The following is a 13,837-nucleotide window of genomic DNA, read 5'->3' on the forward strand; positions in this document are numbered from 1 at the left end:
TTCTATACAAGGATATATAAAGAACCGGTGAAGAATCTTGTTATATGATTCTTCGCCGGTTTCTTTATATCAGAAGATTACCTTTTCATAAAAAGAGGCCGTCTCAATGGAAAATGAGACGGCCTCTTTCTTTATCTTTCCTACTCTAATGATTAGAATACAACTTCAAGATTATCAATATAAAGCACGCTACCCGGTGCACCCGAGAAGTTATCTCCATCCTTACTGGACGAACAAACAACAGCCAACTTATATTTCTTGGAAGCATCCCAAGACTTACCGTTCTTATATTCAAAGTTAACATTGAATGCTGTATAAGAAGATTGTTCTCCTGCGTCTTTCACTGAAGCGATTGCCACAATCTTAGGAGATGTCAACAGGTTAGTTCCATTCAAATGATCGGCAGAATAAGAGTCAACCTCATACAATACCGCATTCATGGCTGGAGCATCTTTCTTCGTGTTATCCAAAGTCACTTCATGAGCCTTTGACGGATCACCCGGAGTATTGGCTTGATAATAATCCGGTCCGGCAGCATATTTATAATATCCTTTGAAGGATTTCGGTTCTTTACGACATATATCACCGAAATGGGTACTTTCCAAGGTATTAGCAAGACTTACACTGAATATTCCATTATATACAGAACCCGATGTTACTTTAGGAACAGCAGTAAAAAGAACAAACCGTCCCTTTGTATCAGCCGTCTCAAGGCGTGCAGCTTTTCCACTGACAGCATCATCTGTTACAGTCACCAGATAAGCCCCATCACGTGGATACAAAGCACTTGTTCCTGTACCATACATCAGTTTAATCCATTTCAATCCCTCATTTGAAGTGACCCATCCACTTCCAGGCTCATAATATTCCTGATATTTATTGGATTCAGTGCTTGTCGCATTCTTCAATTCCCAATCACCGTCAAAATCGACTTTAAATGAAAATTCTTCAATGATATCATATGTTATGGTATACGTTTTTGCAGCCCCCTTTTCCGACTGCACTTTTATCTGTGTTTTTTCACCGGAGAAATCAATAGGAGTTCCTGCTACATAAGCTTCATTATTATAAAGTATTGTCGCTCCTTCAGAAACCTCAAAAACAGGAACAAGTTGTTTCAACTGTTCATCCGTTGCAGTCGGGGTGACATAGAACACAACATTCGTACTGGAAATTTCAGGCTGGACAGTAATAATACTACTATCGAAAGTCATCTTCAACAAGTCGTTTCCAGTCTTTTGCAGCGGATCAGATACATAGTTATAATTTACTGTATAAGTTTCTGATTCAAGCGTTATCTTCAAGGACAATACTTTCTCATTCCATGTACCAGATATTGTATATTCAGCCTGCTCCTTATTGCTATCAGCAACCGTGCCCTTAAATTCTTCAATGGTGAAAGTTCCATCTACGTTCTTTATTAACCGCGTACTTTCTACACCAATATATTGACGGGCTTTAGACGCTGTCGGCGTACCCAGTTCAGGATTATAAGGAAATGAAAGATAGAATTTAGTGATTGCTATCTTGTTATATCCGGCAGAAGTCAACGTGATGCCGTCTGTCGGATATTGCAATGTAAACCCATCGGCCGAATAATCACATGTTAGTCCATTCTCAGAACGCGGATAGAAACCTGCGACTGTAGCAGAATAATCCTTATCATCTACCTCTTTAGAAATGCGAGTACCTTCGAATGAAACTGCAATGTCCATATCCTCGACAGGACCGCCCTCTACACTTCCACCTTTTTGGAGTACGCTAATACTCAAATTACCTTTTTCATTACTTACTGTTCCCGATACTTTGATAGTCAGATGTCCTAAGACAGCGTGGTTCATCGTAGTTTCTGTTTCCTGCAGGGCAACTTGTCCTGCGTCACCACTCAAAGGAATGCCGCTCACTACAATATCACCGACAGAGAAAGTTAGAAATGAGAAGTCTTTCAATGACAATTCCACCTTATCGGCTCCTTCAGCTTTTACAAAAATTCTCTGAGATATAGCTTCGGGAGTCAGGTTTGTACCATTCATTGATACATTCAGACCACCGTCGTAAGTACCGACCACCGCATCTTGAAGCAAAGCATAGTCAGGTCCCGGTTTTTTCGGATCGTCATCACTACAAGCCGCGAACAGGCTTACCAGACAAACCGATACGAACAAATACAATAAGTTCTTTTTCATTAAATGTTCTGTTTAAGTTAATAATAATACAAAAGGAATGCTTGGACCTTATCTGCATAAGATCCATTTTATAAATTAAATAGTCTATTTTTAAAATTCTCTTGCCACGGGCAAGATGCCGGCATGAAGTAAAAAAAGAATGAATAGTCTAGTTATAATTAGAGTTTTCTGCAGATTCCCATTAATAAAGTTCAGATATCGCGAGCATCTGCAGAAAAACTAGTTCTATATTTTATTTTTTCGTTCCAGTATATTGTACACTGACACTTAATAATTCCGTTCCATCCATGCTTACGCCAACAGCTATCGGCAAACTTAATTTCTTACCATCGACTGTCGCATTTACAATATCCACTTTACAATCAGCAGTTACTTCCACACCAGGAGCTAATGGGACTTTTACTCCATTCAAATTTTCGGTACCACTAAAAGTCGTTTTTCCGTCCTTTTGTGACAGAATACATTTTCCCACTCTCAAATCACCCAGACTCACCGGTATAGAAGTATCACCAAGAGTAACATTCAGATTAAAATCCTTGATAACTACATCTACAGCATCATCACCATTCTTTTCCAAAGACAGGGATTTAGCCTCATTAGCAACTTCTTCCCCATTTATAGTAGCGACCAAAGTACCACTATATGTACCAGCCACCATTCCCGAAGGAGTAGTATCCTCATCATCATCGTCTCCACAAGCTGTAAACAAGCTCATCGAGCCAAGCAACATTGCAAACAAAAAAAATGAAATTCTTTTCATAACTTTCTCTTTTAGTTAATGTTTTTACCTACATAGAGAATACCACTTTTATCCTCTTTGCCTTTTTCTCAAAAGATAGTGCAAAGTAACGGCTATTTACGGAGTGGCACAAGGTCTATTTTTTTTGTTTTTGTTCTTTTCTTCAACAATCTCATCCTGAATAGAAACAATGAATTGCATTTTGTGAACTATAGACACATTTTGTAGAAAAACGGATAGTCGAAATTTCTATGCTTCAAACTACCTTTGTCGGCATAGCAGCAGAAGTGAGATGAATAAAGAATTACCTAAAATAGATTTACCGGAAGAATGGGTTATCGGCACAGGAATCAGTAAGGAACTACTTAGTTTGTACACCAATTTTCCCTGCCGGTTAAAAGCGGAAATTTTCGTATTATGCATGGATGGGGAAATTGAAGCTTCGGTCAATCTGAGCCGTATCACTGTACGTGCCAATGAGTTCGCTACAATTATGCCGGGAAGTATTCTCCAAATACATAGTGTTCATGGAAAACCTACGCTCTATTTTGGCGGATTCTCTTCTAAATATCTGGAACAAGCTAATTTTACCCACTCCACCATTGATACCTTATTTGTTACAATGGGCAGACCGATTATTCCATTGAAACCGGAAGGAGCCAGACTGTTGGAAGACTATTTTCTGTTCCTGATAAAACTTTATCACTTCTTCGATGGACCAACCCGCAAAGGAATTACCCCGCATTTATATAACAATATACATACGGGAATATCTACCATGTACAAGAACCGGCTACAGAACACGAAAGAACATTTGTCGAGAAATGAACAGATCTACAAGAATTTCACGCAACTCGTAGTACAGAATTACAGTCAGACACGTAATGTCTCATGGTATGCCGATAAACTAAAAATAGCACATTCCCACCTCTGTACCATAGTAAAACAAGTGACAGGGAACACATGCATAGAAATCATTTCACGCATGGTTATTATGGATGCTAAATCGCAATTGAAATCCACCGCCTTTTCCATTCAGGAAATTTCCGACTCGCTCAACTTTGCCAATATGTCGTTCTTTGGCAAGTATTTTAAGCGATATGTGGGGATGAGCCCGTTGGCATATCGGAATAATGGATAATCGGGAACGCATGAATGTATCAAGGCTATTTCTCCTTTATGCTACTAACCGGACTTCCTTCATTGCCTACTATTACTTCGTTTAACTATAGTTATTCGTAAGGATAACTATAGTCTCCCTTGCGGATAACTATAGTCAAACGCAAAGTACACTATAGTTATACGAAATAAGAATGCCTAATAAAATATATCCTGATAGGCAAATGGTGAAAAAGAAATAACTATGTCGGCAGAAATCATTTATTATAATAAAACAGGCAATTTAGTTCATTTCTACACCAGTTTGCTCATTTCTACACCTTTTCACCTATTTCATCCTAGTCCATCGTTGAGTCTTTCACTTACTTAAAACTTGCATTGCAGTCTTTTATTTGTGAAATATACATACAAACATAAAAGTGCTAAGAAGTATAAACAATAGTTTTATCCTAGCAAAATAAAGTCTGATTTTTCCTTTTAAAGGAACACCCTCTTCCTTTAAAAGGAACGGGGCATTGGTTTAAAACCAAGCCCCCGTTCCTTTTAAACCAATGAAAGCGTATATTTTCTCTAAGAAAATGATAAAAAATCAATCATCATAATCGTATTTCAACCTAAAATCATCTACCCATAAAGTAGCTCCTTCTCCCCCCGTGAAATAATCCCCATATTTACTAGCAGAACATACTACAAGAATATATTTAGGCACGCGACTAGTGGATCGATAATCTAATTCTAACTCTAACTCCTGATACTCCGTCACTGTCTTACCAGTGTGAAATTCAGCATAAGCAATAACATGGGAATCTGCCTTATCAAATAACTTACGTTCCGAATACTTTGTATAAACTTCGACCGGACTATCCCAATCTCCTAAGGCAATATATATAGCACATGTATCCGGCTCCCCCTTATAAGAAAGGAAACGTTTATAATCAGCAGGAGCATTTTTCTCACTTGGAAGATTGTTAATCGAAGCCGTTGTATATTTATAATGTATTTTCAACTTAGTAGGTCTTGCTGTAAATGGTTTGCCAAATTCCAAACGTCCATTTGTACCTTTTGTTTCCAGATATTTACCTACATATAAATTCCCGGCAGCAAATTTACCTATTGTCCCCAAACCTACGAATTTTGAAAATAATTTCGCTGCTTTACCCTGGTTATTCCAAGTTTCGTTAGTAGGAACCGAATTACTTTCACCTAACGTCGTAGCTCCTTCATTACCGGTATCCCACATCTGATTTCCATTTTCAATCCATGGATTCCAGACATCTTTTACTTGATGCCAATCATCAAAAGAACTACCCGGCAATTCTACTGCTTCCCCCGTTGTAAAAGTCAGAATATCTCCGTATTTCCCATCTGAAACAGCACGACAATTATAAGTAGTAGAAGCTTTCAGATGAGGAACACGAGCTTTAAAAGTTCCGCCATCTACTGTTATATAAGAATTATCTACCGCTTTCCATTCTCCAGAAGATACTTCACAAATCTCAAATCCAAAGGTTGCTCCCTTCTTGCCTTGACCATACAACCAGGCCACATTTGTCCATCCGTCAGCAGAAGCTGTTACTACCTCACTGCTTGATGGAGAAACATATAATGTCCAAATCTCCGTTATATCATGATATTTCACAGTCACTTTTTGTGCAGACATAAAATTATGCATTGTTGAGTAATCCGCTGGAACCATAGTACATCCCGTAGGTCCTAACTTTAAATCTTCTACTTGAATTGCACGCAAACTGGTTGAAGAAGTTACATAAGCAACTGCCAAATGATTTTCAACATCAAACACTGCATTACCGATTTGGTCTTCTACCACAAACCGGCGTTCTATGGATTGTTGACCTATAATCGTCCATTCATAATCCTGATATAAAGATAAGGTAACCTTTTTAGGCTTTGTCAAATCCAATGTTGTATTAACCGTCAAATCTGTTTTAGCTCCATCGGTCAACTCCAATTTTGTAACTAATACCTTTTTTAAGTTAACAGTCTCGTCCAAGTTCAGAGTAATTGTATTGGTTTCTGTATTAATAACAGCATTACCCAATTGACCATCCACCGCTATATCTAAAATTTGGAGCTTGATTACCGGATAATCAATATCGTTCTTGATACAAGATGCCAGCAATAACAGCAATACTCCCAGCAAACTATTTTTATATATTCTTTCCATACGCTTTCAAACTACATACAAAGAGTTATACCAATATTGATATTAAACAGATTGATTTTAAAATTAGCGCCGCTATCACGTCGTTTTCCCGTTTCACCTAAGTTGTTTTTTTGCTTTTCTACCCGATACTTAAATCCGACTACCCCAAACGAAACTTCAGCACATACGTTTTGTACAATAAAAACAGCCAGACCGGGATTGATGCCCAAATGCAGTTCGTTAACAGTCGTTTCTGTCCGCTTTAACCCTTCTCCTGTGCCACGAGAAAAACTAGATGTCCCTGTATTATAAGAAAGCGTCGTTTCATTAAATAAGCCGAAACGTTTACCACGATCGAGACCTACGTACGAACGATGAAAAGCTGCAACAGAATAAGTATCTTCCGCATAACGTATATCTTTTAAAGATACATCCAGGTCCTCAACATCAAGCGAAATATTATCCAGTTGGGCAATCGTATGATTGTATCCCAACTTCATACCTACTACCAGATTATCCCGTATGGCATATCCCCAAAAAGGTTTAACGGAAAAAGTACGGAAGTTACAATCAAAATCTTTCAGAATAGAAAACAACAAACTACTATCATCACTATCAAAGTTTACATACGAGAAAGTCAAACCGCCAATCCACTTCTTTTTTGGAATAAAACGATAATTCTTGATACCACGGTCAAAACGTCCGATAGCTTTTGTCCTTATTATATTTGCCGAATCTTGGATTTCATCATATTCTGCTCGTGGAAGATAAACAGTGTCACGCACTATTATTCGTTCCAGAATCAAAGAATCCCTGCCATCCAAAGCACGAAGAGTATCACGTTCCTGAGCCTGTACAGCAGGTATCCCTGCCAACAAGCCAATTATATATATGAATAATAATTTATACATCTTTGTCTATAAATAAAAGGCAATTCCTAAACCGATAGAAAACAAATTAATTCTGAAATTTGCGCTACTGGAAGAACGCTCACCTATATATACTTGGTCGGTAGTCTGCTTTACTTTGCTAAAATTTAGTCCTAAGACTCCAACACTTATTTCCACAGCAGTATAGTTATTGATAAAAGCAACAATTCCTGGGGCAACTCCTATATTGAAATCAGTAGTTGTAGAATAAGTTCCTGTGACGGAATCACCGCCTTTACTGACAACTTTCGATTGACTTCCTCCCATACCTAATTGTGTCTCACTAAACAAAGCAAATCTCCTGCTACTCCCCAAAGTCACGTAATTACGCAAAACAGCCATTGCCGAATAAGAGTGTTTCAACTGATATAAATCATTTACATCAAACTGGTTATCTTCATCTAAATTTATAGACAAATCACTCAGTTTTGTCAAAGTTCTACCATAAGAAAAACGCCCTCCGGCAGCTACATTATCTTTAAATGCATAACAAACCATCGGACTTACCTTAAACGTATATCCGTCTGAATTGAATCCATCCATCACTAGAAATTGATAATTTTTCTCGTTATGCTCGGAATACGAGACAGAACTTCCTACAATCCATTGTCCCTTGGGAATAAAGGTTCCTAATTTAATATCCCGTTTAAATTCTTGCGCTTGGGTACTCAAAGTACCCAATAATGCAAGAAACAGTATAAAAGCTATTTTTTTCACGTGCTTTATATTATTCGTAAATCAATTCCAAATCATCCAACCACATCGTACTGTCTGTACTTCCGGCAAAATAATCCCCATATCGGCTAGCAGAAGCAACAACTACAATACTTGTTGGCTTGCGTTCAAGCGAACGATAATCTAAATCAATCGTAAACTCTATCATTCCACTACCTTCCGTCGAGTCGTAATATACTTGTTCTCCGTAAGCAATAATACCTGTATTATTTTCAGAAGGATCAAACAATTGCCGCTCCGATGACTTTGTTTTTATAATAACCGGCCAATATTCTTTAGTATTGGTTTCTTCCACTTTATCCCAATCTCCCAAAGCAATATAAATAATACCTTGATCCTGGGCACCCGAAGCTATCTGATCAGAAGAATAATTTACTTTGCCAGAAATATAACGCACATAGCCATGCAGAGCTTTTGGACGAGAACTAAAATCACGCCCCCAACCTAAAATACCATCCGTTCCATCCGTTTTCAGATATTTTCCTGCAAATATATTTCCTGCTGCAAATTTGCCAAATATTGAAATTCCGATAAATTGCGATTTTAGTTTAGCCGAATACGTTCCACTATGTCGAACAGAAGAATCACTTGTTGTTACATTTCCACCAAGCGTAGAAGCACCATGGTTACCACTGTCCCAAAACATATCTTCACCACTTCCATAAATCAACATCGGACTACCATCAGTCCAACGTTCAAATCCACCATTCGGAAGTTGAGTTGCAGACTCAGTAGAGAAAGAACAAATCACAGCCGAAGGAGTAACACCTGACAATGCCTGATATTCATATTCAGTACCAGGTTGTAAATCTGCCAACTCAGCAGATATATTCATAGTTTCACCATCTCTCACAGCATCAACATTTTCCCAGTTTGCAGCTCCCTTGATACGGTAATTAAAGCTCAAATGTTCGGTTGTCTCGTAAATCAGTTCTCCACGCAAAACAGCTCTTGAGGTCCAGACATCCGTTATGTGCACATCTGTTGTCAACACAGCAACATTCGACACTATAATAGATAATGTAGTTGAGTTAGTTTTATCAGCAGCATCCGTAGCTGTTAAAGCTAGAGTATAAAAAGCTTCCTCTGTTGTCATTTTCTGGATGAGGGCAGAGGTAAAAGTTACTGTTAATATTCCGACTCCTGTCTCTTCATTAAAAGCAGGAGTTAGTCGTAATCCTTTTTCTTCCAAAGCCAATCTATCTTCTTCACTCATATTGGCCAACTGCAGTGTAGAACTCTCAAATCCCCAATCCATCAACTTATCACATGAAAGAGTAGCATCTGTCAATGCTGATGTAACTGCTATTTTATAAGCCAGTTCATTGGTTGAGTTTAGTGCATATATATAAGGAGAAGAAAAATCAAAACCGACTCCTCTAAATGAGGGGCGTTGTTTAAATTCAATCTCATCTTCTATGGTCTCCAAAGGAGTTACATCTACTGTTACCTTCAAGGCTGCTCCACCATCTTCATATCCATCAGTATCAAAGTTCAATTTCAAATCGTAGCGGGTTGCAGATTCTGCATCTACAACATCAGATTTTTTAAACTCCTTGCCATTTTGCAAAATACCACTAAAGTTCCATTGGAATGAAGTTTCTCCTGCGGACAACATATAATAACCAATAGCGCCAATATTATCTTGCGTAAAATCTAATGAACCAAACTTAGTAGAAACAGTCATTGTATAGCTTTTGAATAACTCATCAACGTTATCACTGAATTTTACAGCAGCCAGTACATTAGCAATCTTACATTTGATTTCTTGATTAGTGATATTACCTGTCGTTATCTCAAACGAATTCTCACCTTTATAATAGGATTTATCAAATGAGGCTGGAACGGAATCACCCGCGTTTACACGCACTGTATAACCACCGGATGTTAATTGCAGTTCTTCCGGCATCTGTGCCACCCCCTTGTAATAACGTATCAATCCTTTGCCACTATAAATACGAATCTCACAATTGTTTTCCAAATTCGCCTGTTCTTCACTGCTCAACGAACGTGTATTGACAATTTTCACATAAGGGTCAACACTGACTTTCATACGCAATGTGCCTTCTCCACCTAATTGCTCGGTTTCCGTACACCCTATCCATGATAAGGTACACAAAATTCCGGCAAAAATAAATTGCAAATATTTCATCTTCATTTTATTCTTTTTCTACGGAGATTAATGTCAACGTTTTCTCTACTTGATTCTTTTTCTTATCAATAGCAGTGATAATAAACTTATGCGTACCCGGTTCTAACAATAGAGCTGTGAATTGAGTTATTGCAAAATCTAAATCCTTAGCCCCAATCACCTCATTACCGACAGGGAAATCCAATCCTTTTAACCCTTCGGCATACTCACCCGGATAAGCCAAGTCAAATTCACTAGTCAAGCCAACATCAGACAACATTTCTTCTGTCAAAAAGTCTGAAACGATTTTCACTTTCAAGTTAGATAAACCTTCCGAACTAGTCACTTTCACATTAACATCAACAGTCGTCCTTATCGGGAAAGTTATACTTTCATCTATATTAAACCCAACACCTTCAATGGTCGGTTTTTCCCCTTCCGGTTCGGACGGATTCGGATCCGGAATAATTTCTTCATCTTGCTCTACGATAACGCCTTTCTCAATAACCGTACATTGAGCAACAATAGCCAGTTTCATAGAAACAAAACCACCTTCTATATAACCATCATCATTGACGTACTTCAAATAGAATTTGATAATACGATGTTGGCCTGCTTTTGCATTTTTTATAGGGTAAGGTACAGATTCCGGATTGCCATCTATCTTTCCAGTCATAGTAGCCGTCATCACATTATCATTTTCTTTATTTGATTGGAAATAACCGCTCTTGGTTTCATCTTTTTCAAATATTAGAGATGCATTACCAACAGAAACAATAGTTTTTACATCATCTCCCATCAGTGCTTTCAACTTATCATCATAAGTTACAGACACCTGAATATTCTGCAATCTACATACCAATGGCTCCAAGTCTTTCACTTTATTAGCTTCAATCGTAAACGATTCTTCTGCGTAGTAGTATGGTTTCTCAAATTCTGCCGGTTGAACTTCATGCGACAAGGCTTGTATAGAATAACTTCCAACCTTCAGAGTGAATATTTCCGGCAGTTTGCTATACTTCCATTCCTGTACTAATTCTCCATCCGCATTGTAAATACGAATTAAATAATTATCTGTATTCACATCACCGTCAGCACGTGTAATTGTAGTGGAAGAAACATCAACTGATAAACCTTTTAAAGAAGCTAAATTAATAGAGCCTTCACCTTGTTCTGTTGAATCATTATCCATTTTCTCACGGTCACAAGCTGAGAATGAAAGGATTGTCGCTAAAGCGAAAAATAGTATAGATGTTATCTTTTTCATATTTCGTTATTTTAATAGACTAATTTGACATCATCAATATATAATTGAGCTCCCAAGAATTCTCCATCACTTAGGTTTGCTCCCGGAGGATAATCATAATTTGTACTCCCAGGTTCGACTTGTGTACCTGATTGGAATAATATATACATTTTGCTGGCTTTCTTACTACCTTTTGGGTAATCTAGTTCAATACGCTTTAAAGTATAATTGCTATTCTCTCCACATTCTGACTCAGACAACTGTTTTTCTGAAATAATATTGCCTTCACTATCAAGAACTACGATCTTTGCAATAAACTTATCAACAGGATTTTTAGGTTTATATTTACACATAAACGATACCCCTGACGGACGAGAAGAAAATTCAATACCATATTGAGGAGTATAGGAACTCTTATTTAATGTTCCTAAATACAAGTAACCTGCATCTCCCTTTTTAGATGCACCGCCGGCAGCAGCACTACCACTTCCCCAACCAACAGTTCTCACTAATGCCGCGTATGTTCCAGATGTGCAATCTGTCGTAGGAATAGTACCTGAATTAGCAACATAACAACATCCAACATAAGGTGGAGTTGGAAGTCCAAAGAACTTACTAGGAGCAGCACCATCTTGCGTTGTTTTTTCATTCAAAGTATTCCACCCTTCTCCTGCCTCATTCTCAGCCCATGGAAACCATTTTTTCCAATAAACAAGATCTAGATTCTTAGTAATCGGTTTACCATTTTTATCAGTCTGATTCCATGACCAAGATTCAAAGCCTGCATTTGGAAGTTGTTTGGCTATTTCAGTAGTTATAGTTACAACATTAGTTGAAACCACTCCATTAACACAAACAGCTCTTACCTGATATGTGCGTGCTTTTTCCTGATCTTCCAACAATCCTGTCATTTCAGCAAGACCTTCATCATCTACCGTACATTTAGTTGTTACCCAATTGTCAGTACCGTTTTCCATATACTGAAGTGTCATATTATTCTGCAAATAATCTAATTCTGCAATATCATTATATACAAGATGTATTATTGCTTTAGTTGCCCAACAATCCATTTCTGATGCTTGTAAACTGAATATTAATGGTTTTACAGAAATCATCAATTCCTCTGTACGACTCCCACAACTAATTTTCATCGACAAATCTTTACCAATCATAAACGGTAATGTTATTGTCACTTGATGATTTATACCTTCTGAAGCTATATTAGATGGAACTATATCCAGCCACACACCATTTTCCTGATACTGATATTTTATAGTTGTCAGATCACCATCTAATGTAATTGGAAGAATAAAAGAAGTTGCATTCACTGGAAGAGCATCCACAGTACCTACTGCAAACTGATTATCCAAAACCTTCACTTTTATTACTTCCTCTTGTTCATTCACCCGGCCTATTCTATCAGTCACAACAATAGAAAAAGTATTTTCATCGTCTCCACCGATATATTGCAGATTAGAAATTACTTCAGAAAAATCCAACGTAGCCATTTTATCTACATTAGTACTTAGCCCACGCATTGACAGACCTAGCGTTTTCATTTTTTCCAAATCCTCTCCTTTTGGATTCACCAAATCAATGGAAGCCGGCCAGCCCTGTGCAAGTAAAGAAGTCGACTGAGTAGTCAACACACATTTCTTGATTCCATTGCGTGCAGTTATCAACATAGAAAGTGGAGAAATACTACTACCTTCTTTTACTTCCTGTATTTCACCGGAACTATATCCTGAAGCTGTAAAGAATGGTGGCTGCATATTTAATATATCATCAGATACATTGATTTCTATCGGTTTTTCTACTGTTGTATCATCAAAAGAAATCTTCAAAGTAGCGCTTCCTGCATCAATATCCAATTTCAGTCGATAGAATTCACGAGCCTTCGCCTCATCAATGTCCAAGACATTCAATTTGGCGGATTGTCCGTTTTGTTTCTTCACATTAGCATATACAGTAATAGTGCCCGGCTTTACATAAGCAGCGCGCACTTCATTTTTCGAGAAAACTACAGGAATACCACTAGCAGATTGTACAGTAGTAGTATAATCAGAAAAGTATTTTTTGAATGCATCCGTATATTCTACGGTTACTTTCACATTCGTCAGATAACAAGTGATATTTGCCTCAACTGTGGCATCATCTTCTATTGTTATTTCTTGCGTCCCTTCATAATACGGAGATTCAAATCCTTCTTTATCCGAACTTCCATAATATGCCTTCAATACATAAGTACCCACCGGAAGGACTGCATATTTGGGGTACTCACTAAATTTATCCCACGAAGTTTTAACGACATTCCCATCCATCAAAGCAATTGTAAAATCTCCCACATTAGGTACTAAATCGTCTTCTTCTGTGTTATCTCCCTCATTTCCACTACTATCCCCTTCTGTTCGAGTAGTGGTATTGATGACATCCTTACTGGCAGCCAATTGCAAACTTAGCATACCAGTTGCTTTGTTGGATTGCTTTTGTTCGCTTTCACAAGCAGACACCAATACTATTGTCACCAACAACAATACCTTAATAACATTTCTCATATTATTTATTTCTCTAAATTTATTCAGAACAAT

Annotated in this window: 9 protein-coding genes; 1 reads left to right on the forward strand and 8 read right to left on the reverse strand. The window is 37.7% G+C overall.

What is annotated here, in order from left to right; genetic code table 11:
* Window positions 1-152: 152 nt before the first annotated feature.
* Both BacF7301_RS24900 and BacF7301_RS24905 read right to left on the reverse strand, forming a co-directional pair.
* On the reverse strand, window positions 153-2,186 hold the full coding sequence (locus tag BacF7301_RS24900; protein WP_167966890.1) for a PCMD domain-containing protein: 2,034 nt from the start codon (window positions 2,184-2,186) through the stop codon (window positions 153-155).
* A gap of 232 nt (window positions 2,187-2,418) precedes the next feature.
* Complete coding sequence (locus tag BacF7301_RS24905) at window positions 2,419-2,946, reverse strand: calycin-like domain-containing protein (RefSeq protein ID WP_167966891.1); 528 nt, start codon at window positions 2,944-2,946, stop codon at window positions 2,419-2,421.
* Between the two features lie 271 nt (window positions 2,947-3,217).
* On the opposite strand from BacF7301_RS24905, the gene BacF7301_RS24910 reads away from it, so the two are divergent.
* Window positions 3,218-4,066, forward strand: coding sequence for a helix-turn-helix domain-containing protein (locus tag BacF7301_RS24910; RefSeq protein WP_167966892.1), 849 nt, complete (start codon window positions 3,218-3,220; stop codon window positions 4,064-4,066).
* Window positions 4,067-4,633: 567 nt separating this feature from the next.
* Here BacF7301_RS24910 and BacF7301_RS24915 read toward each other — a convergent pair.
* Genes BacF7301_RS24915 through BacF7301_RS24940 form a run of 6 tightly spaced genes read right to left on the reverse strand, consistent with a single transcriptional unit; the run spans window position 4,634 to window position 13,804 of the window.
* Window positions 4,634-6,229, reverse strand: coding sequence for a PCMD domain-containing protein (locus BacF7301_RS24915; protein WP_167966893.1), 1,596 nt, complete (start codon window positions 6,227-6,229; stop codon window positions 4,634-4,636).
* Window positions 6,230-6,240: 11 nt separating this feature from the next.
* Window positions 6,241-7,119, reverse strand: a complete 879-nt coding sequence (locus tag BacF7301_RS24920) for a hypothetical protein (RefSeq protein ID WP_167966894.1) — start codon at window positions 7,117-7,119, stop codon at window positions 6,241-6,243.
* 6 nt (window positions 7,120-7,125) lie between these two features.
* Entirely contained in the window at window positions 7,126-7,854 is a 729-nt protein-coding gene (locus BacF7301_RS24925; RefSeq protein ID WP_167966895.1) for a hypothetical protein, read from the reverse strand.
* Window positions 7,855-7,864: 10 nt separating this feature from the next.
* On the reverse strand, window positions 7,865-10,030 hold the full coding sequence (locus BacF7301_RS24930; protein WP_167966896.1) for a DUF4493 domain-containing protein: 2,166 nt from the start codon (window positions 10,028-10,030) through the stop codon (window positions 7,865-7,867).
* 1 nt (window position 10,031) lies between these two features.
* Window positions 10,032-11,270: a DUF4493 domain-containing protein gene (locus BacF7301_RS24935; protein ID WP_167966897.1), complete on the reverse strand. Its 1,239-nt coding sequence runs from the start codon at window positions 11,268-11,270 to the stop codon at window positions 10,032-10,034.
* Window positions 11,271-11,281: 11 nt separating this feature from the next.
* Complete coding sequence (locus BacF7301_RS24940) at window positions 11,282-13,804, reverse strand: DUF4493 domain-containing protein (RefSeq protein WP_167966898.1); 2,523 nt, start codon at window positions 13,802-13,804, stop codon at window positions 11,282-11,284.
* Between the last annotated feature and the right edge of the window lie 33 nt (window positions 13,805-13,837).

Source organism: Bacteroides faecium (assembly GCF_012113595.1).
GTDB lineage: Bacteria > Bacteroidota > Bacteroidia > Bacteroidales > Bacteroidaceae > Bacteroides > Bacteroides faecium.

Excerpts from the sequence above, each read along its gene's own strand:
- BacF7301_RS24935 (WP_167966897.1), bottom strand. The coding sequence starts at position 11,270 with ATGAAAAAGATAACATCTATACTATTTTTCGCTTTAGCGACAATCCTT.
- BacF7301_RS24940 (WP_167966898.1), bottom strand. The coding sequence starts at position 13,804 with ATGAGAAATGTTATTAAGGTATTGTTGTTGGTGACAATAGTATTGGTG.
- BacF7301_RS24915 (WP_167966893.1), bottom strand. The coding sequence starts at position 6,229 with ATGGAAAGAATATATAAAAATAGTTTGCTGGGAGTATTGCTGTTATTG.
- BacF7301_RS24905 (WP_167966891.1), bottom strand. The coding sequence starts at position 2,946 with ATGAAAAGAATTTCATTTTTTTTGTTTGCAATGTTGCTTGGCTCGATG.
- BacF7301_RS24930 (WP_167966896.1), bottom strand. The coding sequence starts at position 10,030 with ATGAAGATGAAATATTTGCAATTTATTTTTGCCGGAATTTTGTGTACC.
- BacF7301_RS24910 (WP_167966892.1), top strand. The coding sequence starts at position 3,218 with ATGAATAAAGAATTACCTAAAATAGATTTACCGGAAGAATGGGTTATC.
- BacF7301_RS24900 (WP_167966890.1), bottom strand. The coding sequence starts at position 2,186 with ATGAAAAAGAACTTATTGTATTTGTTCGTATCGGTTTGTCTGGTAAGC.
- BacF7301_RS24920 (WP_167966894.1), bottom strand. The coding sequence starts at position 7,119 with ATGTATAAATTATTATTCATATATATAATTGGCTTGTTGGCAGGGATA.